The 26,997-nt window shown below is 40.4% G+C and carries 25 protein-coding genes; 11 read left to right on the forward strand and 14 right to left on the reverse strand.

Annotated elements, in window-relative coordinates:
• Positions 1–42 precede the first annotated feature (42 nt).
• Positions 43–1,602, reverse strand: a complete 1,560-nt coding sequence (murJ, locus tag HWV02_RS20120; protein WP_211689231.1) for a murein biosynthesis integral membrane protein MurJ — start codon at positions 1,600–1,602, stop codon at positions 43–45.
• 200 nt (positions 1,603–1,802) lie between these two features.
• Here murJ and rpsT point away from each other — a divergent pair, with 200 nt between their 5' ends.
• Positions 1,803–2,063, forward strand: coding sequence for a 30S ribosomal protein S20 (gene rpsT, locus HWV02_RS20125; RefSeq protein WP_019442312.1), 261 nt, complete (start codon positions 1,803–1,805; stop codon positions 2,061–2,063).
• Positions 2,064–2,152: 89 nt separating this feature from the next.
• On the opposite strand, the gene nhaA is transcribed toward rpsT, so the two are convergent.
• Complete coding sequence (nhaA, locus tag HWV02_RS20130; protein WP_211689232.1) at positions 2,153–3,370, reverse strand: Na+/H+ antiporter NhaA; 1,218 nt, start codon at positions 3,368–3,370, stop codon at positions 2,153–2,155.
• 159 nt (positions 3,371–3,529) lie between these two features.
• Between nhaA and HWV02_RS20135 the strand changes: the two genes are divergently transcribed.
• The 4 genes from HWV02_RS20135 to HWV02_RS20150 all read left to right on the forward strand — a co-directional run bounded on the left by HWV02_RS20135 (position 3,530) and on the right by HWV02_RS20150 (position 8,180).
• Complete coding sequence (locus HWV02_RS20135) at positions 3,530–4,555, forward strand: M14 family zinc carboxypeptidase (protein ID WP_211689233.1); 1,026 nt, start codon at positions 3,530–3,532, stop codon at positions 4,553–4,555.
• On the forward strand, positions 4,521–5,357 hold the full coding sequence (locus HWV02_RS20140; protein ID WP_211689234.1) for an alpha/beta fold hydrolase: 837 nt from the start codon (positions 4,521–4,523) through the stop codon (positions 5,355–5,357). The genes HWV02_RS20135 and HWV02_RS20140 overlap by 35 nt, the downstream gene beginning before the upstream one ends.
• A 66-nt stretch (positions 5,358–5,423) precedes the next feature.
• Positions 5,424–7,163 (forward strand): GNAT family N-acyltransferase, encoded by a 1,740-nt coding sequence (locus tag HWV02_RS20145; protein WP_211677558.1) that lies wholly within the window; start codon positions 5,424–5,426, stop codon positions 7,161–7,163.
• A 165-nt stretch (positions 7,164–7,328) separates the two neighbouring features.
• Positions 7,329–8,180 carry a thymidylate synthase gene (locus HWV02_RS20150; RefSeq protein WP_211677560.1) on the forward strand — a complete coding sequence of 284 codons (852 nt, stop codon included), beginning with the start codon at positions 7,329–7,331 and terminating at the stop codon, positions 8,178–8,180.
• An 80-nt stretch (positions 8,181–8,260) separates the two neighbouring features.
• Here HWV02_RS20150 and lgt read toward each other — a convergent pair whose 3' ends face one another.
• A complete protein-coding gene (gene lgt, locus HWV02_RS20155) occupies positions 8,261–9,076 on the reverse strand; it encodes a prolipoprotein diacylglyceryl transferase (RefSeq protein WP_211680342.1) in 816 nt (271 codons plus the stop codon).
• Positions 9,077–9,368: 292 nt separating this feature from the next.
• Complete coding sequence (gene rppH, locus HWV02_RS20160; RefSeq protein WP_045108918.1) at positions 9,369–9,875, reverse strand: RNA pyrophosphohydrolase; 507 nt, start codon at positions 9,873–9,875, stop codon at positions 9,369–9,371.
• A 701-nt stretch (positions 9,876–10,576) separates the two neighbouring features.
• Between rppH and mutH the strand changes: the two genes are divergently transcribed.
• A complete protein-coding gene (gene mutH, locus HWV02_RS20165; RefSeq protein WP_211677562.1) occupies positions 10,577–11,254 on the forward strand; it encodes a DNA mismatch repair endonuclease MutH in 678 nt (225 codons plus the stop codon).
• Positions 11,255–11,336: 82 nt separating this feature from the next.
• Here mutH and rplS read toward each other — a convergent pair whose 3' ends face one another.
• From rplS to ffh, 5 genes are all read right to left on the reverse strand, one after another.
• On the reverse strand, positions 11,337–11,702 hold the full coding sequence (gene rplS / locus HWV02_RS20170; RefSeq protein WP_045108915.1) for a 50S ribosomal protein L19: 366 nt from the start codon (positions 11,700–11,702) through the stop codon (positions 11,337–11,339).
• 30 nt (positions 11,703–11,732) lie between these two features.
• Positions 11,733–12,479: a tRNA (guanosine(37)-N1)-methyltransferase TrmD gene (trmD, locus tag HWV02_RS20175; protein WP_211677564.1), complete on the reverse strand. Its 747-nt coding sequence runs from the start codon at positions 12,477–12,479 to the stop codon at positions 11,733–11,735.
• Between the two features lie 24 nt (positions 12,480–12,503).
• Positions 12,504–13,031, reverse strand: a complete 528-nt coding sequence (rimM, locus tag HWV02_RS20180) for a ribosome maturation factor RimM (RefSeq protein ID WP_211673157.1) — start codon at positions 13,029–13,031, stop codon at positions 12,504–12,506.
• A 23-nt stretch (positions 13,032–13,054) separates the two neighbouring features.
• Positions 13,055–13,303, reverse strand: a complete 249-nt coding sequence (gene rpsP, locus HWV02_RS20185) for a 30S ribosomal protein S16 (protein ID WP_006033748.1) — start codon at positions 13,301–13,303, stop codon at positions 13,055–13,057.
• 309 nt (positions 13,304–13,612) lie between these two features.
• The gene (gene ffh, locus HWV02_RS20190; RefSeq protein ID WP_211677566.1) at positions 13,613–15,004 is read right to left on the reverse strand and encodes a signal recognition particle protein; all 1,392 of its coding nucleotides are present in this window, start codon (positions 15,002–15,004) and stop codon (positions 13,613–13,615) included.
• Positions 15,005–15,222: 218 nt separating this feature from the next.
• Here ffh and HWV02_RS20195 point away from each other — a divergent pair, with 218 nt between their 5' ends.
• Together HWV02_RS20195 and HWV02_RS20200 are read left to right on the forward strand one after the other, a co-directional pair.
• Positions 15,223–16,014, forward strand: a complete 792-nt coding sequence (locus tag HWV02_RS20195; RefSeq protein ID WP_211677571.1) for an inner membrane protein YpjD — start codon at positions 15,223–15,225, stop codon at positions 16,012–16,014.
• A 66-nt stretch (positions 16,015–16,080) separates the two neighbouring features.
• A complete protein-coding gene (locus tag HWV02_RS20200; protein ID WP_211677577.1) occupies positions 16,081–17,373 on the forward strand; it encodes an HlyC/CorC family transporter in 1,293 nt (430 codons plus the stop codon).
• A 97-nt stretch (positions 17,374–17,470) separates the two neighbouring features.
• Here HWV02_RS20200 and HWV02_RS20205 read toward each other — a convergent pair whose 3' ends face one another.
• A complete protein-coding gene (locus HWV02_RS20205) occupies positions 17,471–17,755 on the reverse strand; it encodes an HU family DNA-binding protein (protein WP_017221893.1) in 285 nt (94 codons plus the stop codon).
• Positions 17,756–18,009: 254 nt separating this feature from the next.
• Positions 18,010–18,594: a YjaG family protein gene (locus tag HWV02_RS20210; protein WP_211677579.1), complete on the reverse strand. Its 585-nt coding sequence runs from the start codon at positions 18,592–18,594 to the stop codon at positions 18,010–18,012.
• Between the two features lie 553 nt (positions 18,595–19,147).
• Here HWV02_RS20210 and traF point away from each other — a divergent pair.
• Positions 19,148–20,452, forward strand: a complete 1,305-nt coding sequence (traF, locus tag HWV02_RS20215) for a conjugal transfer protein TraF (RefSeq protein WP_211689235.1) — start codon at positions 19,148–19,150, stop codon at positions 20,450–20,452.
• Positions 20,453–20,603: 151 nt separating this feature from the next.
• Complete coding sequence (locus HWV02_RS20220; protein ID WP_211677588.1) at positions 20,604–21,212, forward strand: PepSY domain-containing protein; 609 nt, start codon at positions 20,604–20,606, stop codon at positions 21,210–21,212.
• A 110-nt stretch (positions 21,213–21,322) separates the two neighbouring features.
• On the opposite strand, the gene recA is transcribed toward HWV02_RS20220, so the two are convergent.
• The gene (gene recA, locus HWV02_RS20225; RefSeq protein ID WP_211689236.1) at positions 21,323–22,375 is read right to left on the reverse strand and encodes a recombinase RecA; all 1,053 of its coding nucleotides are present in this window, start codon (positions 22,373–22,375) and stop codon (positions 21,323–21,325) included.
• A 178-nt stretch (positions 22,376–22,553) separates the two neighbouring features.
• Here recA and mutS point away from each other — a divergent pair, with 178 nt between their 5' ends.
• Positions 22,554–25,121 carry a DNA mismatch repair protein MutS gene (mutS, locus tag HWV02_RS20230; RefSeq protein WP_211677593.1) on the forward strand — a complete coding sequence of 856 codons (2,568 nt, stop codon included), beginning with the start codon at positions 22,554–22,556 and terminating at the stop codon, positions 25,119–25,121.
• Positions 25,122–25,124: 3 nt separating this feature from the next.
• Here mutS and HWV02_RS20235 read toward each other — a convergent pair whose 3' ends face one another.
• Positions 25,125–25,811, reverse strand: coding sequence for an RNA polymerase subunit sigma (locus tag HWV02_RS20235; protein WP_211677595.1), 687 nt, complete (start codon positions 25,809–25,811; stop codon positions 25,125–25,127).
• Positions 25,812–25,981: 170 nt separating this feature from the next.
• Positions 25,982–26,941, reverse strand: a complete 960-nt coding sequence (gene rpoS / locus HWV02_RS20240; RefSeq protein ID WP_211677597.1) for an RNA polymerase sigma factor RpoS — start codon at positions 26,939–26,941, stop codon at positions 25,982–25,984.
• Positions 26,942–26,997: the final 56 nt, after the last annotated feature.

Consider the following 26,997-nt stretch of genomic DNA (forward strand, 5'->3'; position numbering starts at 1 on the left):
ATTATAACTTAGTCAACGCACAGGGTCAGCAACAATTTGTACTCAGTCGGTAATTTTAAAATGTCGCGGGCGTAAACCAAACACCAATAAAGCCATAGAATAGCTTATTACAGCTAATCCAAGTAAGCCTAACAAGCATAAACTGCTGTCTAATAAACTCCACTCGTACCATTGCGACATGTCTGGTTTAGCGTATTGCACTAAGCCTGCCATCAAACCTGCAGAGACAAATAACTTCACCACGACAATACCGGTATCCCTATTAATCTTGTACACACCTTCCTTATGCAATCCCCAATAGAGTAAGCCTGCATTCAATGTCGCAGACCCCGCTGTAGCCAGCGCTAAACCAACATAACCAAATGGAATCGCTAAAATAATGTTAAAGCCCATATTACTGATCATGGCGATGATGCCAAACTTAACTGGCGTACGGGTATCTTGACGCGCATAATAACCTGGTGCCAATACCTTAATTAGCATAAAGCTAAGTAAACCAGAACCATAAGCCATCAAACTCATTGAGGCCATAGAGACGTCATCAGCGCCAAATTCACCACGCATAAACAATACTTTAAGCATTGGGCTGGCAAGCACTATCATGCCCATCATCGCCGGTATTCCCAGTAATAGAACAACTCTTACCCCCCAATCCATAGTTAGTTTAAATTGGTTATCAGAGCGGGCTGAATGAGTTCGAGAAAGGGCTGGTAAAATAACGGTCGCGATCGCAATACCGAACAAACCAAGTGGAAATTCTAATAAACGGTCTGAGTAATACAACCAACTAATTGACCCTGTCATTAAGAAGCTGGCAATAAACGTATCAAACAATAAGTTAATCTGACTCACTGATACACCAAACATTGCCGGTATCATTAGTTTTCTAATTTTTGTCACACCAGGATCTCGCCAACCCCAACGTGGTTTCACCAACATATTCTGTTTTGCTAAAAACGGAATTTGAAATAAGAACTGAATTGCACCGCCGATAAAGACCCCGATAGCGAGTCCTATTTCTGGCTGTGCTAAATTAGGTGCAATGAACAATGCCGCACCAATAATAGCGATATTTAAAAACACCGGCGTAAAGGCCGCAACAGCAAATTTACCCAAAGTGTTCAAAATTGCACCAGATAATGCGGTAAAAGTAATAAACCACAAATAAGGGAAAGTTATTTTTAGCATAAATGAAGCAAGTTCAAACTTGTGTGCATCAGGTCCATCGTTGAGCCAATCCACAAACCAACCCGCACCAAAGAGAATCGTGATTAATGGCGAACCAATTACCCCAAACAAGGTAACAATGGTCACTAACACCCCTAAGGTGCCGGATACTGAAGCGATCAATTGTCGTACTTTTTGTTTATCACCAGTTTGTTGATATTCAGTAAGAACAGGTACAAAAGCCTGTGCAAAGGCACCTTCAGCGAAGAGTCTACGTAAAAAATTAGGGATTTTATTGGCAAAGAAGAAAACATCGGCAGCCGCACCCGCGCCCATTAGATTTGCAACAATAACATCTCGGACTAAACCTAAAATACGCGAGATCATGGTCATTGAACTGACGATAAGGCCAGATTTTATTAATTTATTACTCAAGAAATACCTTTTATGTCAATCAAACCCTGTTCGTGGGGCGCATTTGCTGCTAAAATATGTCCCACATCTTAACTGTCATTGCAGTTAGTTGCCAATATTTTGCCTGTTATTTACACAAAAAATATTGACAAATTTCGTTAGGCAAGGCATATTCCTCGCCTTTATAAAATTAACGTCTTTAGACATTTAGGAGTAGGACCTTGGCTAATATCAAGTCTGCTAAAAAACGCGCAATCCAATCTGAAAAACGCCGTAAGCACAACACTTCACGTCGTTCAATGATGCGTACACTAACTAAGAAAATTATCGTAGCTATCGCTGCTGGTAATAAAGAAGAAGCGACTGCTGCATTTGTTGCTGCACAACCGATTCTTGATCGTATGGCTTGTAAAGGCCTGATCCACGCAAACAAAGCTGCTCGTATTAAGAGCCGTCTTTCTGCTAAGATCAAAGCACTTTAATTATTGCTTGAATACGATAATGAAAAAACCAGCTTCGGCTGGTTTTTTTATATCTAAAAAATATGATTTCAGTTCTATTTCAACTTAATTCAACCTTTATCCACTAATTCTCTCTCAACTTCCACCTTATCTTTTGTTGTTGTCGCACAGGCAAGTAAATAATAACCTAGTACCGCAGCCAATGTAGAACCTATTAATATCCCCAAACGCGCCAGATCCGCCATCACCGGATCCGTGAATGCTAATGACGTAATAAACATCGACATCGTAAAGCCAATTCCACACAACACTGACACCGCAAAAATTTGTTTAAAATTAATCCCCTCGGGTATTGTCGCAATTTTTAGCTTCACCGCTAGCCAACTAATACTGAAGATCCCCAAAGGTTTGCCAATCAGTAACCCTAATCCAACGCCTATTGGCAGTGCAGAGGTCATGTCACTAAACTGAATATTAGTTAACGGCACCCCCGCATTCGCAAATGCAAACAAGGGTAAAATATAATACTTAGTCCAAGGATGCAGCCAGCGTGCCAACGTTTTCGCTGGAGAGTGCGGGTTTTCAACATCATTTTTATCATCTTTACGATACATAGGAATAGCAAAACCGATCACCACGCCGGCCAAAGTTGCATGTACGCCTGATTTAAGTACTGCTACCCACAATAACGCGCCAACAATAAGATAAGGCGTTAAACTCATGATGCTGTAACGGTGCATTAGCCACAATAGGCTAATGCACGCGCACGCTAAACTCAGTGATAATACCGACATATCCACGGTATAAAACAAGGCAATAATAATGATCACACCGAGATCATCCATGATAGCCAGCGCCAATAAGAAAATTTTCAAATTAACAGGCACGCGTTCACCCAATAATGACAAAACCCCTAATGCAAAGGCGATATCGGTGGCGGCAGGGATTGCCCACCCCTTGATTGCGTCTGGATTCGCGGCATTAAAACTTAAATAGACTAATGCAGGCGCTAGCATACCCCCAGCCGCAGCGATAATGGGAAAAAGAGATTTTTTACGACTCGCTAGCGCACCTTCAACAAGCTCTTGCTTTACCTCTAAACCAATAAGTAAAAAGAATACCGCCATAAGGCCATCGTTGATCCAATGACTGAATGACTTATTGATATCAATATCGGCGACACGAACTTGGATCTCGGTATGTAAAAACTCCAGATACAAATCGGAAAAGGGAGAATTAGCAACAAGCATCGCCAATATAGCCGCAATGATAAGTAATACACCGCCTGAGGATTCAGTACGAAGAAATTGCGTTAAGGATTTATACAAATGAGCCTCCTTGCTTATTATCAGGGATTTGTATTCAATGAATAATCAACCACATAGATCAAGTATAGAAAATTCACAAAGATTTAACCTTTAAATTTGTTAATTTCGCTATATTGGTAGACATTAATCTTTATATTTAACTCATTTAGGTAATTATTAATGTCCTTAAAATCACTACAACAGCAGTTATTACCCGAATTAATACAACTGGAGAAGTTAATTGAGTTAGGCGGTAAACACTTACACAGTCAGATTTTGGCACATGTGTCTTATAAAAAGTCCAGCTACCCCTTGTATTCAATCAGTATGGGATCACAAGAACCCAATGTCCCCGTCATCGCCTTTGTTGGTGGAATCCATGGGGTAGAGCGTATTGGCACGCAAGTTATCTTAGCGTTGTTTGAAAGCCTCATTAGGCGATTAAAATGGGATCAATCACTGCATCAAGAACTCCGTCACGTAAAACTGCTATTCCTGCCACTCATGAACCCTATAGGTATGCTAAACAATAGTCGCGCCAATGGTAATGGTGTGGATTTAATGCGTAATGCTCCGGTAGATGCTGTTGGCAATGTACCTTGGCTCGTGGGAGGGCAGCGCATTAGTAATATACTGCCTTGGTATCGTGGTAAAAAAAGCAAGGCAATGCAACCTGAATCCCGGGTATTGGTAGCACATATTCGCCAACAATTATTAACAGCCCCTTTTAGTATTGCGCTAGATTGTCATTCTGGTTTTGGTTTTGATAATCAGATTTGGTTTCCTTATGCTAAATCAAAACAACCTATTCCCCATCTCGCTGAAATATTTAAGCTGCGTAAAATGCTTATTGAAACCTATCCACACCAAGACTATATATTCGAACCACAAGCTCGTAACTATATGACACATGGTGATTTATGGGATTACTTATATGATCAATCACTGGAACTCGATACCATTTTTCTTCCGCTAACGCTAGAAATGGGCTCCTGGACCTGGATCAAAAAGAACCCACTTCAAGTGTTCAAATCCAGTGGTATTTTCCATCCGATCCAGCCTCACCGAATTAAACGCGTATTACGACAGCATCATGTCCTAATGGAATTTTTGATCAAAGTAACTGGGTCTTATGCACATTGGTTACCGCAACTAAACAAGGAACGTAGCCATGCCGACGCAACATCACTCTGGTATACAGAATAGGACGTCATCAAGACAACATAGCAGCGCACCAACTTGGCTATTAGTACGAGGCTTATGTCGACAGCAGCAACACTGGGAAGACTTCCCCATCAAATTAGCGCAGCAGCTTAACAGTCAGGTGTTATGTTGTGACATTCCAGGTACAGGCACTGAATGGCAGCGCGTAACTCCCGCCTCCATCTCCGACATCACCCTGCAACTTAGACAACAATTTAGGCAGAAAAACCCTGATGTATCCTACCCTATCCGGTTATTAGGTATTTCTATGGGCGGTATGATCTGCACGGAATGGGCGAAGCGATTTCCTAACGAAATTGAACATATGGTTTTTATTAATACCAGTTTTAAACAATTCAGTCCTATTTATCAGCGTTTAAAATTTAGCAAACTCACCACCCTTATCCGCATATTATCCAGTACACCTTTACAGCAAGAACAACTTATTTTAAATATGACTAGTCATACCCAACATAATAATCACGCATTGTCTCAACGTTGGAGTCGTTATGCAGAGCTGCAACCCGTCAGCCGTCAAAACGCCTTGCGCCAGCTGTATGCTGCAAGCCGTTTTAGCCCCCCTCCGCTGGCACCCATTGAAAATATTTTATTACTCGCGAGTCAACATGATCAATTAGTTGATGTTCGTTGTAGTAGTGCTATCGCCGCACAATGGCACTGTCCAATCTACTATCACCCCACAGCAGGTCACGACTTACCTTTAGATGACAGTAAGTGGATCTGCGATAGAATATCGCGCTGGATCACACATCCAGTTCTGAGCAGTCACTCAACTGCCATATAAAACCACTAAAAATGTCACAGCAAGCTTCTATGATAACAACAAACAATAATCTAAAGGATGAAGATTATGCTCAACATAGAAGCGGAAATAAACCAACGTTATCCGGACTTTTTTCATAAAAAAAGTACCCGTCTCATTGCCAAACCTATGCTGGCAACACTTAGATTACTCTTTCATGAACGTGAATTACGCCAATTTGGTGAAACCTATGCACACCTCACAGGTATCGAGTTTATCGAACAAGTATTTGAGCACTTCAGCTTTAGTTACTCAGTTCGCCCTAACGAAATAGAGCGTATTCCTGCAACAGGTAAAGCAGTGATCATCGCCAACCATCCGATCGGCACTCTCGATGGTATGGCACTGCTTAAAATGGTCAGTAAAGTCCGTCCAGACGTAAAGGTCGTGGCCAATGACATGCTTATGATCATCAAACCAGTAAAAGATTATTTATTACCGGTAGATAACATGAATGGGGGGACCGCTAGCGACCGTTTACAAGCAATAAAAACACATCTCAAGGATGAAGGTGTGATTATTATGTTTCCGGCTGGCGAAGTCTCACGCATTAGCCCACAGGGTGTAAAAGACGGTAAATGGCGTAATGGTTTTTTGCGTATTGCGAGCAGCGTCCAAGCCCCTATCATCCCCATTTATATCAATGCTAAGAATTCATTGTTTTTTTATAGCTTGTCCATATTATCAAAACCTATTTCGACCTTGTGGTTGATCCGTGAAATGTTTAAACACGCTCACAACTGCGTCTCAATCCGTATTGGCGAGCAGATTAATTATCAAACTTACCAGTCGCTAGACTTGCCTATCAATACTAAAACAGCATTGTTTCGTAAACATTTATACCGCTTAACCAAAGACAAACCATCGATTTTCAATACGCAGTCAGCCATTGCTCACCCAGAAAATAAAGCATTATTACGCAGTGAAATACACGCCTGCCAGAAGATCAGCGAAAGCCGTGATGGGAAGCAAATCTACTGCTACCGCCATCAAGCAAACTCCACCATAATGCGCGAAATCGGCAGATTAAGAGAAGAGTCATTTCGATTAGTGGGTGAAGGCACAGGCGAGCGTCGTGATGTAGATATCTACGATAATTCTTATGTCCACATTCTATTGTGGGATGATAAGAAGCTGGAGTTAATCGGCGCCTATCGCTTATTAGAAACGAATAAGATTGAGAGCATCAACGTAAAGCAGCAACTCTATAGTGCCACGTTATTTGATTACCATGCAGCAATGACACCTTATTTGGCAACCGGAATTGAGCTGGGCCGTAGCTTTATTCAACCCAAATACTGGGGAACCCGCAGCCTTGAATACCTATGGCAAGGGATCATGGAATACATCATTCAACACAGTGGTTGTCGCTACTTGTTTGGTACTGTGAGTATCAGTAATAGTTACTCACAACCAGCAAAAGAACTTCTGGTCTATTATTATCAACATTTCTACGGTAACAATACCAATGTCGCGAGTGCCACTATGCCATTCCGATTGTCGGAAGAAGCAAATACACGTTTAACGGATTTATTTGCTGATGTCGATGCCGAAGAAGGGATGACCATCCTAAAGGCCCAGCTCAACCACATGGGGTTTAGTGTACCGACACTCTTTAAGCAATATATCAAATTGTGTAAACCTGGTGGTGTGCAGATTTTTGATTTCAATATTGACCCCAGTTTTAATCATTGTATTGATGGTTTGATCGTATTAGACCTCGCTCAATTCACTGATAAAAACAAAAAACGTTTTAATGCACAAGCGCTGCAACTCGAACACCGCTAATAGCTCTTATCTACAACATCCCATTATCGCTGATATTAAGTCAGCGATAATTACTTGCCTTTGGTAAATCCGATTTGTAACCCCTGCTAATCTATGTAAAGATCCTGCCCACGCAAATTAATGCACAATAATTAATGTACAACAATAAGAATAGGGCAGTAGTCGATGAAACAGTATCTTGATTTATGTACGAGAATAGTGGAAAACGGTGTTTGGGTTGAAAATGAACGTACCGGAAAACGCTGTTTAACCGTGATCAATGCTGATCTCACTTATGACGTGGCGAATAATGTATTTCCATTAGTCACCACGCGAAAAAGCTTTTGGAAATCAGCCATTGCCGAGATCATTGGTTACATCCGTGGTTATGATAATGCCGCAGACTTTCGTGCATTAGGTACCAAAACCTGGGATGCCAATGCCAATGAAAATCCAGTTTGGTTGGCAAGCCCACACCGTAAAGGTGAAGACGACATGGGCTATGTGTACGGTGCGTGTGCACGTAACTGGGTAAAACCACAAGGCGGTACAGTCGACTTACTACGCCAAATCATCGATGACCTATCAAACGGCATTGATAACCGCGGCGAGATTTTAACCTTCTTTAATCCGGGTGCATTTGAACTGGGTTGTTTACGTCCTTGCATGTACAGCCACCATTTCTCACTGCTCGGTGATACGTTATATCTAAACAGCACCCAACGTTCGTGTGACGTGCCCCTAGGCCTAAACTTCAACATGGTGCAAGTACATGTATTGCTAGCGTTGGTAGCGCAAATCACTGGTCATAAAGCCGGTCAAGCGTACCACAAGATCGTCAACGCTCATATATATGAAGATCAGCTAGAATTAATGCGTGACGTACAATTAAAACGCGAGCCATTACCACTGCCGAAATTACACATTAACCCGAAAATTAAGACATTGGAAGATTTAGAAACTTGGGTGACATTGGACGATTTCGAGGTAACAGATTACCAACATCATGATGCGATAAAATATCCATTTTCAGTGTAAACACTGATAGATGATTAAAATAAAAAGGGGTTAACTAAATTTAGTTAACCCCTTTTTCATTCTTTATCTGCGTAAACCAATTATTTGTTTTGTTTACCTGCAAACAAAGTCGGCTTTTTATAAGCAATAAACATAATAAGCGCACCTAAGAAGATCATCGGGGTCGATAGAATTTGTCCCATACTAATCAAATCAAAATACAAGCCTAGTTGTGAGTCTGGTTGGCGGAAGTACTCAGCAATAAAGCGGAAAATACCGTAACCTAATAAGAACAAACCAGAGATAGCGCCTACTGGACGCGGTTTTCGTGCAAATACTTGTAAGATAATAAGCAGTAACACACCTTCCATTGCAAACTGATATAACTGACTCGGATGACGCGGTAAATCACCACCAGTTGGGAAGATCATCGCCCAAGGCACATCAGTCACTCGCCCCCACAACTCGCCATTAATAAAGTTGCCAATACGTCCAGCCGCTAAGCCAAACGGCACCATAGGGGCAATAAAGTCGGCAATGACAAAGAATGAACGCTGGGTTTTACGACCAAAATAAGCAAATGCTAACAATACACCAATCAGGCCGCCATGGAATGACATGCCGCCATCCGTAATACGGAATAAATACATTGGATCATCAAGGAATAAACCGAAGTTATAAAACAGCACGTAACCAATACGACCACCAAGGATCACCCCAAGGAAACCGTAAAATAATAAATCACCTACTTCGTCTTTATTCCAGCTACTACCCGGTTTCGCTGCTTGTCGATTACCCATCCAATTAGCAAATAAAAAACCAAGTAAATACATCAACCCGTACCAGTAAACATGAATCGGGCCGATACTGATCGCAATGGGATCAATTTCTGGATATTGTAGATATGTCTGCGACATCATTGAGTTCCTGAGTAAAAGAAAGTGATCACCTATGCTAAGGCAATAAAATTACAAAATAACGTAAGCTATGTATTTATATATACATTCGTTATTATTTATAAAATACACCTTACACCAATTGCTTGTCACAACATAGAATTAGCCGCAATAGAATCGGTAAAGTAAGATAAATTAAACCAAAGTATGAGAGAGAGAAATTAGGAGTACTGGAATGGAGAAAAGTTCAATGAATAAGTAATGCCTTTGCATTGAATCGTATAATAATTCAATGCGCAGGCACTATTTAACATTAACGTCGTTTACGTTTAATGTCTTTGCGTAAAAAAGGTAATGCCACTGGTGCAAACTCTTTCATAACACGACGATAAACGTCTTTTTTAAACGATACAACCTGACGTACAGGATACCAATAACTGACCCAACGCCAATCATCAAATTCAGGGTGTCCTGTGCATTTGAAGTCGATTTGACTGTCATCCGCTTCCAGACGCAGTAAAAACCATTTTTGCTTTTGCCCAATGCAGACTGGTTTGCTATCCCATCTGACTAATCGCTTTGGTAATTTATATTTCAACCATGTTTTAGAAGTGGCTAGAATCGAAACATGTTTCGCTTTGAGTCCAACTTCTTCATATAGTTCTCGATACATTGCTTGCTCTGCAGACTCTCCATTATCTACACCACCTTGCGGAAATTGCCAAGAATGTTGCCCACAACGTTTAGCCCATAAAACTTGACCTTCACGATTACAAATTAGGATGCCTACATTAAGACGATAGCCATCGCTATCAATCACATTAGCACCTTAAGGGTAGAACTTAGTTAACTTGATTGTTTCATATAAATCAATGAGCAGCAAATTTACACCAGCAGTTTTACCAAAGATCCATTTACAAAGACAAAATACCGCCGATTTATCTCTAATTCAGAACTTCTGAGCGGCGTTGTTGAAATAACCCCCTTCTTTATAGAGAAGCAAGTATGATAGATATCTTAAAAGAAAACATGCAATGAAAGCAGAGTTCTACCTTTCACTCCAATATATAGACATTTACCTTACTCTCGATTGAGTAATAAAACACCAATATGCCAATAATATCTCTCCTCATCCACAATATACATAGTTATACACATTACATGTGTGGAAAAGTGATAGAAATAGCGATAAGTAGTCTTATTAATCGCGACTTTCGATATTTATTAACAAATGCAGGGGGGAAGTAGCAAGTTATCCACCTTTTCTGTGGATAACCTTGTGAAGTGTTTACATTATTACCATTTAACATAATAAAAAAATGGTATAATTATCCACAAGAATAAAAACCCAAACAAAAGACGTTTAAAAACAATCACTTAAATTCAACGCTTCACTTGAAATATCTACGTAACATAAAAACGAGATTCACATCTCACTTTGTATGAAAAACGACCGTTAACAGCTAGATTTAAAAGTGTTATTCTGCTAAAAGAAACCTTGAGATATAAGAATAACTTGATATGCCTTCACTAATTAACGAACCCCGTGATATCAATGAGCTTATGGATCGCGCACAAGCCATTGCCGGATTCAACCTGCAACAAATAGCCGCATTACACCAACTCTGTGTACCCTATGATCTGCGTAAAGAAAAAGGCTGGATTGGACAACTCTTAGAGCTGCACCTTGGCGCTACGGCGGGCAGTAAACCAATTCAAGATTTCCCTGAGTTAGGGGTAGAATTAAAAACCATTCCAATTAATGCACAAGGTAAACCACTTGAAACAACCTTCGTCTGCGTAGCCCCTTTAACCGGTAATCACGGCGTTACTTGGTCAACCTGTAATGTGGCTAATAAGCTAAAACAAGTGCTATGGATACCAGTACTCGGTGAACGCGATATTCCGATCGCAGAACGTATCGTAGGCTCACCTCTACTATGGCAGCCCGATGCACTTGAAAATATGCAATTACAAGAAGATTGGGAAGAGCTGATGGATATGATCGCACTTGGACAGGTAGAACAGATCACTGCGCGTCACGGTAAGTATTTACAGCTTCGCCCTAAGGCAGCAAATAATAAGGTCCGTACAAAGGCGTATGGCAGCGAGGGAGAGATCATTCAGGTACGACCGCGTGGCTTCTATCTTAAAAAGGCCTTTACGCATCAGCTACTCAAAAAACACTTTAATATCTAATCTATCAAAATATGATGATGATAAATCGCAGGTAAAAAAAAGGCCCGTCAGAAGACGGACCTTAAACTGCATGAAAAATGGATTATTTGCTTTTACGCTTACCCAATTTTTCTTTAATACGTGCAGCTTTACCAGTAAGACCACGTAGGTAGTATAGCTTAGCTTGACGAACATCGCCGTGACGCTTAACAGTGATGCTTGCTACCACTGGAGAATGTGTTTGGAATACACGTTCCACACCTTCACCGTTTGAAGTGATTTTACGAACTGTGAATGCAGAGTGCAGACCACGGTTACGTTTAGCGATAACTACGCCTTCAAAAGCCTGTAGACGTGATTTATCACCTTCAACAACTTTTACTTGTACTACAACAGTAGCACCAGGGCCAAAAGTTGGTAGATCTGTTTTCATTTGCTCTTGTTCGAGCTGTGCAATAATGTTGCTCATTTTCTATACCCTAGAATAAACTGAAAAACTCTACTTTAACTCGCGACTTTCGCGAACGATCTCAACAAGAAGTTTTTCTTGCAGATCAGTCAGAGCTAGGTTACTTAATAAATCAGGTCGTCGTTCTAACGTTCGAGCTAAAGACTGTTTCTGTCTATATTGGCTAATTTTACTATGATTGCCACTAAGGAGAACCTTAGGAACAACCATACCATCTAACACTTCCGGACGCGTATAATGCGGACAATCTAAAAGACCATCTGCAAACGAATCTTGCTCCGCGGATGCCTGAGTGCCTAAAACACCAGGAATCATGCGTGAGACAGCATCAATCATCGTCATTGCTGCAAGTTCACCACCAGTTAACACAAAGTCACCGATAGACCACTCTTCATCAACTTCCGATTGGATGATACGCTCATCAATACCTTCATAACGGCCACAAATAAAAATCATCTTTTCATTTGTTGCCAACTCCAGTACACCAGCTTGATCCAATTTACGTCCTTGCGGTGAAAGATAAATAACTTTCGCCTCACCACCAGCTGCCTGTTTTGCTGCATGGATAGCATCTCGTAATGGTTGAACCATCATCAACATGCCAGGGCCACCACCATAAGGGCGATCATCGACCGTCTTATGTTTATCGTGGGCAAAATCTCTAGGGTTCCAAGTTTGGAACTTAAGCAAGTCGCGTTTTATTGCTCGACCGATGACTCCTTGTTCAGTGATGGCATTAAACATCTCTGGAAAAAGGCTAATAACCCCTAACCACATACTAGCCTCCGCTGACAACGAGTCTTAAAAACTCGGGTCCCAATTAACAATAATTTTTTGAGCGGTAATATCAACACTGATAATTACTTGCCCATCAAGATACGGGATTAACCGTTCTTTTTTTCCGAAGGCATCAGTTGCATTCGCTTTAATTACTAATACGTCGTTAGAACCGGTTTCCATCATATCAGTGACTTTACCTAACGTATAACCCTTGTCTGTCTCAACAGAGCAGCCAATAATGTCACGCCAGTAATATTCATCTTCTAAATCTGGAAGTTGATCAGCATGAATAGCTATTTCAGCACCCGTAAGGGACTGCGCTTCTTCACGAACATCAATGCCGACTAACTTAGCAATTAAACCTTTGCCATGGCGTTTGCAATCTTCAATCGCCACTTCAACCCATTCGCCTTTTTGCTCAATGAGCCAAGGTGAATAGTTAAAAATCCCTTCAGGAATATCGGTAAAGGAGTTGATTTTCATCCAGCCTTTAATGCCGTAAACAGCACCAAGACGACCAACTACCATAGGTTTGTCAGTTGAACTCACAAGATCTCCTTACCTTAAGATAATTAAGCAGCTTTAGCAGCGTCTTTGATTAACTTAGCAACTGTGTTAGAAACTGTAGCGCCTTTAGCAACCCAAGCTTCAATTTTCACGTTGTCAAGACGAACACGTTCTTCTTGACCAGCAGCCATTGGGTTAAAGAAACCTAGCTTCTCGATGAATTTACCATCACGAGCATTACGGCTGTCTGTAACAACAACTGTGTAGAAAGGTGATTTCTTAGAACCACCACGAGATAAACGAATAGTTACCATATCGTCCTCTTTATAAATTAAGTGTGTATTCCGACCTTGCACTGACAAGGCCCCATAGTTCAAATAGTACTCACGAATGAGACGATTCGAAGTCGCGCAATTTTACTCTTATTTTAACTAAATGCAACCTTATTGTGAGTCATGACCGCTTTAGTTAGCGCTATTTATACTATAAACAATCATTATTTTGCTATTACAGTGATCAAAAGCAGGTTAGCCAGAATCCGCGGAAATAAAAAAGCCCTACTGTTAATAAGCAGGGCTTGGAATAAAATACATATATAAGGAAGGGGTTAAACCACGAAGTTGTTAACCAAACGGTCCTTTACCACCGCCCATACCACCGCCCATTCCGGGTGGCATCATACCTTTCATTTTACCCATCATCTTCTTCATGCCGCCTTTGCCCGACATTTTTTTCATCATTTTTTGCATTTGGGTAAACTGTTTAAGTAGTTTGTTTACATCTTGAATCTGTGTACCAGACCCCATAGCAATACGACGCTTACGTGAACCTTTGATAATATCAGGACGTTGACGCTCAGCTGGTGTCATAGAGTTAATGATAGCTTCCATACGATTAGTTAACTTATCATCCATTTGGTCTTTAACAGCATCAGGTACCTGGTTCATACCCGGTAACTTATCCATCATCCCCATCATGCCGCCCATGCTTTTCATTTGCACAAGTTGATCACGGAAATCTTCTAAATCAAAGCCTTTACCTTTCTGAACTTTTTTCGCCAGTTTTTCAGCTTTGTCTTTATCTACTTTACGTTCTACTTCTTCGATAAGTGATAGTACATCACCCATACCTAGAATACGTGACGCAATACGCTCTGGATGGAAAGGTTCCAGCGCATCAATTTTCTCGCCCATACCGATAAACTTAATTGGTTTACCAGTAATATGACGAATAGATAGTGCAGCACCACCACGCGCATCACCATCAGCTTTCGTTAAGATAATACCAGTCAACGGTAAGCTCTCATTGAATGCCGCAGCTGTGTTCGCCGCATCTTGACCAGTCATCGCATCAACAACGAATAAGGTTTCAACTGGGTTAATCGCTGAATGTAAATCTTGGATCTCTTGCATCATGTCAGAATCGACATGTAAACGACCCGCGGTATCGACAATAACAACGTCAATAAATGATTTGCGTGCGTGCTCAATTGCCGCATTAGCAATATCAACAGGTTTCTGTTCGATATTACTTGGGAAGAATTCTACATCAACTTCGCCAGCCAATGTTTCTAGCTGCTTGATTGCCGCTGGACGGTAAACGTCGGCACTTACAACCAATACTGATTTCTTCTCACGCTCTTTTAAGAAGCGTGATAGTTTTGCTACAGACGTTGTTTTACCAGCACCTTGTAAACCAGCCATCATTAATACTGCTGGCGGTTGCGCAGCAAGATTTAATGTTTCGTTCGCTTCACCCATTGCCGATTCAAGTTCAGATTGAACAATCTTAATAAAGGCTTGGCCAGGGTTTAGACTCTTAGATACATCTTGACCTAAGGCTTTTTCTTTCACATTTTTAATAAATGCGCGTACGACAGGTAAAGCAACATCCGCTTCGAGTAACGCCATGCGTACTTCACGTAGTGTGTCTTTGACATTATCTTCAGTCAAACGACCACGGCCACTGACGTTTTTCAGTGTTGCCGATAAGCGATCGGTTAAATTCTCAAACATGACGTTATCCGTTATAAATTAGATTAAATGCAATAATTACTGATGATTATAACCTTATTTGAGGGCAAAAATCACACTCTCAAGTCGCGACTAGCTATTGTTTTATAAAAAAATAATATTTTCCTTTCTAAATAATGCATTTGAATATAGCTCTATAGATAGAGCAAGCGTATACTGGGAAGCATAACTACCTATAAATCAACATTAAAGTGAGCCCTATGGAACTGTTTGCTCTCGGCGCTATTTTTCTTTATATAGCTGCAACTTATTATTGCATTAAAGTCTTAACTATCACGCAGCAGCCGAGTATACGTACTATTTTTACCCTAGGCGCAGGCGCGACACTTTGCCATCTATTCTGGATGGGGTTTGATATTGTGACGGCAGCAGGGATTAACCTGAGCATTGTCAATGTAGCCGCACTTATCAGTTTGCTGATCTCGATGCTCATGACACTCTCGATCAATAAATTTAAAATATTACCTTTATTACCTATTGTGTATGGTTTTTCAATCATTGTCATTGCGATAAGCTATTTGTTACCAACGATTTACATTTCCAATTTAAGTGATAACACACCACTTGTTGTCCATATTATCGTGATATTATTTGCCTATGCGGCCTTCATTGTGGCGAGTTTACTTGCCCTGCAAATGGCTTACTTAGATTATCAACTCAAGCACAAACGCCCAACCGCAATGCACCCAGCACTGCCATCGTTAATGACCATAGAAAAACAACTCATCAGGTTATTAAGTATCGGTTTAGTGCTGCTATCCGTGGCAATAGTGACAAGCTTTGTCTTTTTTGAAGATGCTTTTACCCACTCTCAAGCGCATAAAACTGTTTTATCTATTTTAGCTTGGCTATTTTATTCGGTATTGCTGTGGGGTCACTTTAAACAAGGCTGGCGTAGCAACAAGATTGCTTTTGGTACATTATTTGGCACTGTACTGCTCTCTTTAGCCTATTTCGGTTCTCGCTTTGTAAAAGAGATCCTACTTCATTAATACTTAAACATACTTAAAACTATCATATATTAATTACTATACACTTGCGTAATCAAAGGATAACACTTGGACGACATATCAACAGGAACCTTATTCGGCCTCCTGACTATTTTAATCCTCATATCAGCTTATTTCTCTAGCTCAGAAACAGGTATGATGTCTCTCAATCGTTATAGGCTTAAGCACCTGGTTAAAAATAACCATACAGGTGCGAAACGTGTAGAGAAACTCCTCAACAGACCTGATCGTTTGATTGGTCTTATTCTTATTGGTAACAATCTAGTCAACATCTTGGCCTCTTCCATCGCAACGATTATTGGTATGCGTTTATTTGCACAAAATGAAGCGCTTGGTTTAGCCGTATCGACTGGTCTCTTAACAATCGTTATCCTTATTTTTGCTGAAGTAACGCCTAAAACCTTAGCTGCACTGCATCCAGAAAAAGTGGCATTTCCAAGCTCATTGTTATTACGCCCGATGCTAACCTTGTTTTATCCATTGGTATGGCTGGTAAACATCATTTCTAATGGCCTGTTGCAACTATTGCGCGTTAATCTCAATCATAATGACAATGGTGCATTGAGCTCCGAAGAATTGCGTACCGTTGTGCATGAAGCAGGTACAATGATCCCTCAGCGTCACCAAGATATGCTGATCAGTATTCTCGACCTTGAAAAAGTCACTGTGGATGACATTATGGTGCCGCGTAACGAGATCATCGCGATTGATATTAATGATGATTGGGAGATTTTGTTACGCCAATTACGTAATATTTCACATACGAGGGTATTGCTGTATCGTGACACCATCGATGATGCAGTTGGATTTGTGCATACTCGAGATGCATTGCGTCTATTACTGAAAGAACAGTTTGATAAAACAACGCTACTCAGAGCAGTAAAAGAGCTGTACTTCATTCCTGAAGCAACACCACTTAACGTGCAACTATTAAAGTTCCAACGTAAAAAAGAGCGGATCGGTTTAATTGTTGACGAATACGGTGACATCCAAGGTTTGGTGACTCTCGAAGATATCTTAGAAGAGATTGTCGGTGACTTTACCACTACCATGGCACCTTCAGCGAGTGAAGAAATTGAGGCGCAACCTGACGGCAGTTATATCATTGATGGTACGGCAAACGTGCGTGATATTAATAAAGAGATGAACTGGCACTTTCCAACCAATGGTCCAAAAACATTAAACGGCTTAATTTTAGAATATTTAGAAGAGATACCTGAATCAAATATTAGTCTAAAAATTGCAGACCATCCGTTAGAAGTATTAGAAATAAACAACAATGTAATCCAACGTGTTCGTGTTCAACCAGCGGATAAAAAGAAACGAAGAACCAAACTATAACGGATATTTTCGTCTTGGACATGACTTGTAGATAATAAAAAAGCACCTAATATAGGTGCTTTTTTTCATTAAACTTTAAATTAATAAAAGTTAATGCTTATTTGTTTGCGTTTTTAACTGCATCTTTCAGTGCTTTACCAGCAACGAATGCTGGAATTGTCGCTGCAGAAATTTGAATTTCTTCACCCGTTTGTGGGTTACGACCAGTACGTGCTGAACGTTCGCTTACTTTAAAAGTACCGAAACCAATTAGCTGTACAGCTTCTTTTTCTTTAAGGCTATCAGTGATCGCACTTAGGATCTCTTCTAGTGCTGCTTTAGCTTGTACTTTAGTTAAATCTGCTTTCGCTGCAACTGCATCGATTAATTGAGTTTTATTCATAAGAATGTCCTTTCCACTATTCAATAACATTAAACTGTTAAACACTGTATTCAAAAAAACCGTTGACCGCAAAGGATTTATCGCCTTAATTAAGTCAATTGCTGAGAGAATAATCAACAAATGGGGTAGCGCTCACACTAATCCCATTCTATGTACAAAAAAACACCATAAAAAAGGTGGGAGACTACCCTTAAAACTAATTCCCGATCGCCGCCTCACCAGCTCTGGCGCCTCTTTAATGAAATTTCAATCAATTAATCTAAGGTAATACCAATGTTAGAAATCCCATCATTTTTAGCAAACTGACGTAACGTCTTCATACTCTCTGGTGATTTTTGTACCGTGAGTAAATCCAACACCGCTTGCTGAAATTTAAGCTCTTCTTGCATTAACTCTTCAGCGAAAATAACCTCGTCGTCAAGTTCTTCACCTGCCAACGCTTCTAAATAGCTTGCAACAGTACCAATTGATACTCGCGATGCATTAATAGCTTCGTTCACATCCGGATCAGGGCCAACTAAACTATTAAAAGCACTGTTTAAAGTCACACACGCATCCAGTGCAGGGTAAACACCATACACATCAAATTTGTCTACATTTGGAATAATCGGTTCGAAACGATCAAGTTGAATAGTAAAATTGATTTTGCTATTTTTAACCGTTAAAGACTCCCAAAACAGATCTAATGATGAACGGAACTGCTTCGCATCTCCGGTTTCACAAGCTTCAGAAAATAATTTGTAATTAGGAAAGCTGCGTTCAGCAAGTGACGCAATAAAACTCACTTTCTGCCAAGGTAATAATTTCGTTAATTGCTGTTCATAGTTTGCTTCAAGCACAAAAATAGCCTCTTATTTATTGTTTTTATTCTTTCTATAATAGTTAAATATAACTAAATCTGATGGTGATATTTAACCAAAGACCTACATCTTTCTACCGTTTCCAGTCATGAAAACAATGATGCAATCAATTAGCTAAGCAAAAGCATGAGAAGACAACCTCATACCTTGCTACTTCACTTACCGCTTTAGCAAACCGCGCGATAAGGTTTTTATATTGCTTTACTGATTATCTCAGTATGAGTGCAGCTATTTATACGCGCTATATTAGCGAGATACAAGGCTGAGAAAACCAATCTAACTAAATCGTCGTTAATTACACTAAAAAGATCATGATCACAAATTCATTCTTGTAATCTAGTACCTAACATCAAACTTAAGTTCATCTCAACCAGTGCTAATATTGAACCAGCAAATAACCAACATCATTAACGATACATCAAGCGATATTACTCGTTGATTAAAGGATTAATCAACACATTTTCGCATTAATTATTTATCTAATAAACGCTTGTATAACAAACATAGCACCGTATAAAAATCAGGGATTGATATGAAACGTATATTTATTATTTCAGCACTAACGTGCGCTATCGCACCAACCACTTTTGCTTCTCAGCTGTATTTTGATGCCCGTAATGATGCTATGGGGGGAGCTGGTGTCGCATCTTCGGACTTTGTTACTGCAGCTTTTGTAAACCCTGCATTATTAGGTCAAGGCAAAGATAATTATATTGGTCTCATTCTGCCAGCAATCCCATACAGTGATAATGGTAATACCCGCTATGCCCCCACCTCTTTTGGTGCTCAAACCGAAACATCGGATGCGTTTTTAGGTGCCTTAGACAATGTTAAAACTGCGCAAAACGCTTATGACAATAACAAAAATCCAGTAACGGCTGCAGCTTATGCCAATGCGCTTGGCAATTTTGATGGTCAACGCATGGGCGCTAATGTCGGCACCAGTTTCGCGATTGTATTACCCAGCAGTGCATTATCAGTGGCCTTTTTTGGCAACGCTTACATGACCAGTGTCGCGACAGCAAAAGTGAGTCAAAATGATATTGATTCAGCAAATAACCAAACTTTAGATGACCTTGATAGCAAAGTTAATCTGGCAGGAGTATCGGTTTCTGATCTTGGTTTGGCACTATCAATGAACTGGGATGCCAGAATCGCCAAAGTATCGATTGGTATATCACCAAAATATCAACGTATCGACACGTATAGTTATGATATTTCAATTAATGACGACGGCCTACGTGAGTTTGAAGATGGCTTTCTTGACGGGTTAGATAAACAAAGCCATTTTAATCTCGATGCCGGTATTGCCTTTGATTTTTATGATACCTTCCGCGTTGCAGTCAGTGGCCGTAACATACTTAAAAAAAATCTTAAAGTAGAAACAACGGCATACAAAGGTATCAACCAAACAGATGAGAAAATGGTTTTCACGTTAGCACCACTAGTGACGGCAGGTTTTGCATTACACCATGATTACGCAACACTGACAGCAGAAATGGATTTAAATGATGCGATAGGGTTTGAAAGCAACAGAGAATCACGTTATGCCCGCGCAGGTATTGAAGCTAATCTATTTGATTTCTTACAATTACGCGCAGGTATTCGCCATGATCTAAATGATGTCCGTGAAGACCTATTCACCTTAGGTTTTGGTATATCACCGATGGATCTAGTACATATTGACCTAGCCGCTACCGTGAGCAAAAACGGTGCTTATGGTATCTATCAAGACGGTAAATTTAACGATAGCGGACTTAATTCAGCCCGTTCGACAGGTGATGATGCCGTCTATGGTATCGACGGTTTTGTCTTGCAAGTATCGGCTAAATTCTAAGTTTTTATATTTATCATATAAATAGTAATGTCATATTAAGCGCCAATATTTAGACTCGTTACATTAATGTATGTTAAAAGCACCTTTCATAAGGTGCTTTTGTTATTATTAAACCGTAAAATAGCATATTCACTTTCTTAGATAGACAACAATGAATACTTATCAGCTACATCGCTACCTTGGCTATTTATTAATTCTGCCGGTAACACTATGGGCCTTCACTGGTGCGTTTTTTTTAATTAAGCCTGGTTATAAAGATGCCTACGAACAATTGCAAATAACTCGCTATCCGTTGTCCTCTATTTTACAACTTTCTCCTGAACCAGAGTGGCAAGCAGTAGCAATAAACCAAACAATCTTAGGTCGTCATTACCGTGTTCAAATAGAGAATAAATGGCAGCATATTAATCCACTCAATAACCAAGTGCTGTCAGAACCAAATGCAAAAAATATAATAAGTTTATTACAAGATGCTGTGAAACATAATCCACAACGCTATGGTTTGGTTTTGAACTACAAAGATGGTATCGCTGTTACGGATACCGACGTAAAACTGATGTTTGATTGGTCGCGCTTAAACCTACACCAACAAGGTGCGGACAGTCGTATTTTTAACACTATGTATGATATTCATTACCTACGCTGGACAGGCAACAAAACGTTTGATCAGTGGTTTGGGTATATCGGCTTAGGATTATTGGTATTGATGGCGCTAACTGGTATTGTCATGATCAAGAAATCATCGATAACTATAAAATAATAAAGGCAGGTATGTAAGCCATACCTGCCTTTATTTCTATTAATATCTGTTCAATTAACGCGAATCAATAAATACTAAAATCAAAGATTACACGTTAACTAATATCAGAATTAAAATTCGTTTTCAGCTTCAGGAGCCTTAACTTCAACTTCAGCTTCATTACCAAGTAGATTTGCACGGATCATACTGTCAATTTCAACTGCAATCTTTGGGTTGTCAATAAGGAATTGTGTTGATTTAGCTTTACCTTGACCAATCTTATCACCCTTGTATGAATACCAAGCGCCTGCTTTTTCGATTAGTTTTTCTTTAACACCTAGATCAATTAACTCACCATTACGGTTAAAGCCTTTACCGTATAATATTTGGAATTCAGCTTGTCTAAATGGTGCTGCAATTTTATTCTTCACAACTTTAACACGTGTTTCATTACCCGTGATCTCGTCGCCATCTTTTACTGAACCAATACGACGGATATCTAAACGTACTGACGCGTAGAATTTAAGTGCATTACCGCCTGTAGTCGTTTCAGGTGAACCAAACATAACACCAATCTTCATACGAATTTGGTTAATGAAGATACACATGGTGTTAGTCGTTTTTAAATTACCCGTTAATTTACGCATCGCTTGCGATAACATACGTGCCTGCAGACCCATGTGGCTATCGCCCATATCGCCTTCAATTTCAGCTTTCGGAGTTAGTGCTGCTACAGAATCGACTACGATAATATCAACAGCGCCAGAACGTGCGAGCATGTCACATATTTCTAATGCTTGCTCACCAGTATCTGGTTGAGAGACTAATAGTTCATTAATATCAACGCCAAGTTTACCTGCATAAATAGGGTCAAGTGCATGCTCTGCATCAATAAAGGCACAGATTTTACCTTCTCGTTGTGCTGACGCGATAACTTCTAGCGTTAACGTCGTTTTACCACTTGATTCAGGACCGTAAATTTCTACGATACGCCCCATCGGTAAACCACCAGCTCCCAACGCAATATCAAGAGAAAGTGAACCTGTAGAAACAGTTTCTACGTCCATGGTACGGTTATCACCTAGCTTCATGATAGAACCTTTACCAAATTGTTTTTCAATTTGTCCAAGTGCTGCAGCTAAGGCTTTTTCTTTATTCGCGTCCATTTTATTCCCCTGAGGCATAATCGAGTATTTAATTTATAGGCATAAGTATACTGTTCGTTCATACAGTATCAAGTAATAAACGAATATTTTTTTTAATTATTATTAGTGGCTCATACTTACGTACAAAAAATACAGTCGCCACCGTGCTTTAGCATTGTTATTATAGCTGCAACTATTATTTTTAAACCGAGCCGCTATGCAACCTAACTTTCTTGCACCTCAAGACTTAACCAATCACACCCCTATGATGCAGCAATTCTTTAAGTTAAAAGCTGAGCAACCAGAGATCTTACTCTTTTATCGCATGGGCGATTTTTATGAGTTATTTTATGATGATGCCAAAAAAGCGTCGCAATTATTAGGTATATCTCTGACCAAGCGTGGTAAGTCAAATGGTAATCCTATCCCAATGGCTGGTATCCCTTACCATTCATTGGAAGGTTATTTAGCAAAGCTAGTACGTAGTGGTGAATCGGTAGCGATCTGTGAACAAATTGGTGATCCTGCGACATCCAAAGGCCCTGTTGAACGTAAAGTGGTTCGTATTGTGACACCAGGCACTGTCAGTGACGAAGCCTTACTCACCGAGAAAAATGACAATTTATTAGCAGCATTATTCCATGATGGCATTACTTTTGGTTATGCGACGTTAGATATGGGCAGCGGCCGTTTCCTGATCAATCAATTTACGTCAGAAGAAACACTACTGGCAGAACTGCAACGTACCGACCCTGCAGAGCTATTGTATTGCGAATCATTTGAATCAATGCAACACATCAACCAACTTAAAGGCTTACGTCGCCGCCCTGAATGGGAGTTTGATTTACAAACTGGTCGCAACGTCTTATGCCAACAGTTTGGCACTAAAGATCTGATTGGTTTTGGGGTTGAAAACTCACCAGTAGCGTTATGTGCTGCAGGGTGTTTGATGCAGTATGTGAAAGAAACCCAACGTACCGCACTTCCACATATTCGAGCGATCAAACTTGAACAAACCGAACAAATGGTCGTCATGGATGCAGCAACTCGCCGTAACCTAGAACTGACCCAAAACCTATCTGGTGGTTTTGATAATACCCTTGCAGAAGTACTTGATCATACTTCAACACCAATGGGCAGCCGACTATTAAAACGTTGGTTACACCAGCCAATTCGTGACAGCTTGGTATTGCAACAACGCCAATCAAGTATTCAATCCTTACTTGATGTGGGTGCATTAAACGATATCCAGCCAGTTCTACGTACTATTGGTGATATTGAACGTATCATTGCACGCTTGTCATTACGCTCTGCACGTCCTCGTGATCTTGTGCGTTTACGTAATGCTTTCCAGCAGTTACCCGAATTACAAACACTGTTAGCAGAACACGATACCGAACACTTAAACTCATTGCAGCAATTAGCTGGTGAGTTCACTGAACTAGAACAGCTACTGACGTTCGCCGTTATCGACAACCCGCCAGTATTAATCCGAGACGGTGGCGTGATAGCCCCCGGTTATAACCAAGAGTTAGATGAATGGCGTACCCTAAGTAAAGGTGCTACCGATTATCTACAAGCATTGGAAGATCGCGAAAAACAGCAAACCGGTATCCCAACCTTAAAAGTCGGTTATAACCGGGTACACGGCTACTTCATCGAAGTCAGTCGTCTTCAATCAGATCAAGTACCAGCAACGTATATCAGACGTCAAACGCTGAAGAATACCGAACGTTACATCATACCTGAACTGAAAGAACACGAAGATAAAGTTCTCAGTAGCCAAGGTAAGTCACTGGCGCTAGAGAAACAACTTTATGAGCAACTATTAGATAAGTTGTTACCGTATATTCCCGCACTGCAAGACAGCGCTGCGGCATTATCTGAACTTGATGTATTGTGTAACTTTGCTGAACGCGCAGAAACCTTGCATTATTGCCGACCAACAATTAGTGTCCAACCGGGTATCGACATTACTAATGGGCGTCATCCTGTAGTAGAGCAAGTGATGACGGACCCCTTCATTGCCAATCCTGTTCAGCTTAATCCTGAACGTCGTATGTTGATCATTACCGGTCCTAATATGGGTGGTAAATCAACCTACATGCGTCAAACGGCCTTGATCACTCTAATGGCACACATTGGTAGTTTCGTGCCAGCCGAGCAAGTAACAACGTCATTAATCGACCGTATTTTTACACGCATTGGGGCATCAGATGATCTCGCGTCAGGTCGCTCGACCTTCATGGTAGAAATGACCGAGACAGCGAATATTTTGCACAATGCTACTGCAAATAGTTTGGTATTGATGGACGAGATTGGTCGCGGCACCAGCACTTACGATGGTTTATCATTAGCATGGGCATGTGCAGAATACCTAACGAATAAGATCCAGGCTTATACTCTCTTTGCAACGCATTACTTTGAGCTAACCACGTTAGCAGAACAGCACCCAAGTTTAGTCAATGTGCATCTCGATGCGGTTGAGCACGGTGACTCGATCGTATTTATGCACGCAGTGCAAGACGGCGCGGCAGATCGCAGTTATGGCTTGCAAGTTGCGGCATTAGCAGGCGTACCAAAAACGGTAATTCATGCAGCTAAAGTCAAGTTACATGAGTTAGAGGTAAATTCACACCAACCCGTTGTAGCAGGTGAACGCCCACAAGTTGAAGTGACGCCCGTTTCTCACCCCGTGATCGATGACCTCAGTGCGTTAAATATCGATAATATGACACCACGGGAAGCTCTGGATGTTTTATACCGTTTAAAAGAACAACTTTAATTTCTATACTCCAATATTAAATAGTTCACGATAAATCAAAAAGCCCAAATTATCTAAATCATGCAAAATAGCGATAGGATTATTTGGGCTTTCTGTTACATAAGTAACCACCCGTTCTAACGCCTGTCGTTGGGTAGAATAGACCCCAGCAATCACCCGATATTTAATCGAATTCTTCGCTTGTGACACCCCCATACTATCAATATGCGCAACAGCAATATATTCCGGCACAGCGGATAGTTGATAGGCTTGCTTTAACCATTGACTCAAATAATATAACTCATTATCAAGTGTTCTGAATTTACTTCTCGTTTCACCATTATTAAACGCTGAGTAATACGCATCCGTATAACTAAAACCGTCACTCTTGGTAACAAGGCGGTGCATAGCATGACTCATTTTCCAGGATATATCTGCATAGCCCTTCGCTTTTAAGCGTGCTGTAAGCTGTGGAGTCTCAATTGCTTGTTGACCAAATGCCGTTTTAAACGACTCATAAAAAATCGTTTCTTTATCTGACCTTGAGCCCGATAATCCGTGTATGTCTGTTGGCAATACAATCAATTTAGCATCATTCTCAATGGCTGGAAGATCACTATTAATAAATAATCGCGGTGTTGAACAAGACGTGACAAATAAAACAAAACTAACTGTCAAAAATAACTTAATGAAATAATGAGTAGATAGCATAACCGTCCTTAAACAATCCTTGTTTACAGAGGGTTATCAAGATACTAGAAAAAAATGAAGAGAATGACTGATTTTAATAAAATAAGGCTAAAGGTTGATTAAAGTGTTAATAACTAAGACTAGGGAATAGCTTAATTATTAACAACTCAATAAGGTCGTTTAGCAGTACTTTATAACCTGAACAATGCTTCAACAGAGAGTCCTTGCTGTGCTAATAACTCCCGTAAACGTCGTAATGCTTCCACTTGAATTTGACGAACGCGTTCACGGGTTAAGCCAATTTCACGACCAACATCCTCGAGTGTCGAGGCATCATAGCCGAGTAAGCCAAAACGCCTAGCCAATACTTCGCGTTGTTTCGGGTTCAGCTCTTCAAGCCAACGCACAATGCTAAACTTAATATCATCGTTCTGCGTGCAGCGCTCAGGACCATCGCCTTTATCATCCGAAATAATATCCAATAGCGCTTTCTCTGAATCGCCCCCTATAGGCGTATCTACAGAACTAATACGCTCATTTAAACGCAGCATTTTACTGACATCGGCAACTGGCTTATCTAACTTTTCCGCAATGTCCTCGGCTGTCGGTTCATGATCTAACTCATGAGCAAGTTCACGTGCTGCACGAAGATAAACATTAAGTTCTTTAACGACATGGATAGGTAAACGTATAGTGCGGGTTTGGTTCATAATGGCCCGTTCAATCGTTTGCCGGATCCACCATGTTGCATAAGTAGAGAAACGAAAGCCCCGTTCGGGATCGAATTTTTCGACCGCGCGGATCAATCCAAGATTACCCTCCTCAATTAAATCAAGTAAAGCTAAACCACGGTTATTATAACGCCTGGCAATCTTAACAACTAAACGCAGATTACTCTCAATCATACGTTTTCGTGAACTAGCATCACCGCGTAGCGCTCGGCGGGCATAAAAAACTTCTTCTTCTGCGGTCAATAACGGTGAAAAACCAATTTCCCCAAGATAAAGCTGTGTTGCATCTAAGCTTTTCGCATCGTTAGGGATAAGGTGCTCATCGTTAAATATATCCATCCCTGGCTTTGCTTTTTTATCGTTTTCAGATACATCATGATCTTTAACGTTTAACTTATCTGCATCAGTTATCTTGCTCATTAGGTATAGGCTCCTGACTGAAGTAAATAGCCTATTAAGATTAGCCTAATAAACAA

Origin of the sequence: Moritella sp. 28 (genome assembly GCF_018219435.1) — a bacterium.
GTDB lineage: Bacteria > Pseudomonadota > Gammaproteobacteria > Enterobacterales > Moritellaceae > Moritella.

Excerpts from the sequence above, each read along its gene's own strand:
- HWV02_RS20235 (WP_211677595.1), bottom strand. The coding sequence starts at position 25,811 with ATGCTATCTACTCATTATTTCATTAAGTTATTTTTGACAGTTAGTTTT.
- HWV02_RS20145 (WP_211677558.1), top strand. The coding sequence starts at position 5,424 with ATGCTCAACATAGAAGCGGAAATAAACCAACGTTATCCGGACTTTTTT.
- mutH (WP_211677562.1), top strand. The coding sequence starts at position 10,577 with ATGCCTTCACTAATTAACGAACCCCGTGATATCAATGAGCTTATGGAT.
- trmD (WP_211677564.1), bottom strand. The coding sequence starts at position 12,479 with ATGTGGTTAGGGGTTATTAGCCTTTTTCCAGAGATGTTTAATGCCATC.
- ffh (WP_211677566.1), bottom strand. The coding sequence starts at position 15,004 with ATGTTTGAGAATTTAACCGATCGCTTATCGGCAACACTGAAAAACGTC.
- recA (WP_211689236.1), bottom strand. The coding sequence starts at position 22,375 with ATGCCTCAGGGGAATAAAATGGACGCGAATAAAGAAAAAGCCTTAGCT.
- HWV02_RS20205 (WP_017221893.1), bottom strand. The coding sequence starts at position 17,755 with ATGAATAAAACTCAATTAATCGATGCAGTTGCAGCGAAAGCAGATTTA.
- HWV02_RS20140 (WP_211689234.1), top strand. The coding sequence starts at position 4,521 with ATGCCGACGCAACATCACTCTGGTATACAGAATAGGACGTCATCAAGA.
- rpoS (WP_211677597.1), bottom strand. The coding sequence starts at position 26,941 with ATGAGCAAGATAACTGATGCAGATAAGTTAAACGTTAAAGATCATGAT.
- HWV02_RS20195 (WP_211677571.1), top strand. The coding sequence starts at position 15,223 with ATGGAACTGTTTGCTCTCGGCGCTATTTTTCTTTATATAGCTGCAACT.
- lgt (WP_211680342.1), bottom strand. The coding sequence starts at position 9,076 with ATGTCGCAGACATATCTACAATATCCAGAAATTGATCCCATTGCGATC.
- mutS (WP_211677593.1), top strand. The coding sequence starts at position 22,554 with ATGCAACCTAACTTTCTTGCACCTCAAGACTTAACCAATCACACCCCT.
- HWV02_RS20220 (WP_211677588.1), top strand. The coding sequence starts at position 20,604 with ATGAATACTTATCAGCTACATCGCTACCTTGGCTATTTATTAATTCTG.
- rpsP (WP_006033748.1), bottom strand. The coding sequence starts at position 13,303 with ATGGTAACTATTCGTTTATCTCGTGGTGGTTCTAAGAAATCACCTTTC.
- rplS (WP_045108915.1), bottom strand. The coding sequence starts at position 11,702 with ATGAGCAACATTATTGCACAGCTCGAACAAGAGCAAATGAAAACAGAT.
- HWV02_RS20135 (WP_211689233.1), top strand. The coding sequence starts at position 3,530 with ATGTCCTTAAAATCACTACAACAGCAGTTATTACCCGAATTAATACAA.
- traF (WP_211689235.1), top strand. The coding sequence starts at position 19,148 with ATGAAACGTATATTTATTATTTCAGCACTAACGTGCGCTATCGCACCA.
- HWV02_RS20150 (WP_211677560.1), top strand. The coding sequence starts at position 7,329 with ATGAAACAGTATCTTGATTTATGTACGAGAATAGTGGAAAACGGTGTT.